Genomic DNA, 1,141 nt, shown 5'->3' on the forward strand with positions numbered 1-1,141 from the left:
TGGACTTGCTACCTTTAAGCGGACACTGAGTTAAGGGAAACTTTTATAACTTAACACTTATGGCTGGAGAAAGAAGAGTATTTGACAAGGAGTTCAAACTGATGAGCGTTGAACTGAGCAATAGCCGCACAGACCTTGGTGCACTGGCAAAGGAATTGGATATTCCACTGGCAATGTTATACCGCTGGCGCAGAGAATTGTCTGCCAAACAAAACGGTAGTTTTCCAGGTAATGGAAAAGTTGTATTGAGCGAAACGGAGCAGGAGTTAGCTCGTTTGAAAAAGGAACTTCGTGAAACCCAAATGGAGCGCGACATTCTAAAAAAGGCTGTAAGCATTTTCTCCAGGAGCGATGGCAAATATTCGGGTTCATAAAGAGCCATCGGAAGGTATTTCCCATTGAGAAAATGTGTAGGGTTTTTAAGGTAAGTAGGAGTGGGTTTTACACTTGGCTGAGCAATGGGCTATCGAATACCGCCATTGAAAACCAGGCTATTACTGAGAAAATCAGGGTTATTCACAGTAAAAGTAAACAAACTTACGGAAGTCCAAGAATCACTCATGAATTGATTAAGTTGGATATAAAGGTGTCCCGTCCGAGGGTTGCCAGACTGATGAAGAAAGCAAAAATAAGGAGCATCGTTAAAAGAAAATTCCGTGTCACAACAGATTCTGAGCACAAATACCCGGTTGTGGAAAATAAGCTTAACAGGCAATTCAAAGTGGACAAAATAGCCACTGCTTGGGTATCTGACATCACGTACATTAAGACGACCCAAGGCTGGCTATATCTCACCATCATATTGGATTTAGCCGACAGGAGAGTAATTGGGTGGGCACTTAGTTCAACAATGAAAGCTATTGATACTGTGATACCTGCATGGAAAATGGCTCAGAAAAACAGGAATATTACAAGTGAATTAATTTTCCATTCAGATAGAGGAATTCAATACGCTTGCAGCGACTTTAAAAGTCTTTTGGAGATGAATCCTTTGGTAATCAGAAGTATGAGTCGAAAAGGGAATTGTTGGGACAATGCGGTTGCAGAGAGTTTTTTTAAGACTTTGAAGGCAGAATGCGTTTACCAAAATAAGTTTATAAATAAGCAGCAGGCGGCAGTAATTGTATTCGAATATATTGAG

The 1,141-nt window shown here is 40.7% G+C and carries 2 protein-coding genes; both read left to right on the forward strand.

The window, feature by feature from the left end; translation table 11 throughout:
* The first annotated feature begins 59 nt into the window (after nt 1-59).
* Nucleotides 60-374, forward strand: coding sequence for a transposase (locus tag IQ244_RS32220; RefSeq protein ID WP_193900714.1), 315 nt, complete (start codon nt 60-62; stop codon nt 372-374).
* On the forward strand, nt 371-1,141 hold a 771-nt coding region (locus tag IQ244_RS32225), incomplete at its 3' end, for an IS3 family transposase (RefSeq protein ID WP_322746151.1). The genes IQ244_RS32220 and IQ244_RS32225, both read left to right, overlap by 4 nt.

Source organism: Nostoc sp. LEGE 06077 (assembly GCF_015207705.1).
GTDB lineage: Bacteria > Cyanobacteriota > Cyanobacteriia > Cyanobacteriales > Nostocaceae > Nostoc_B.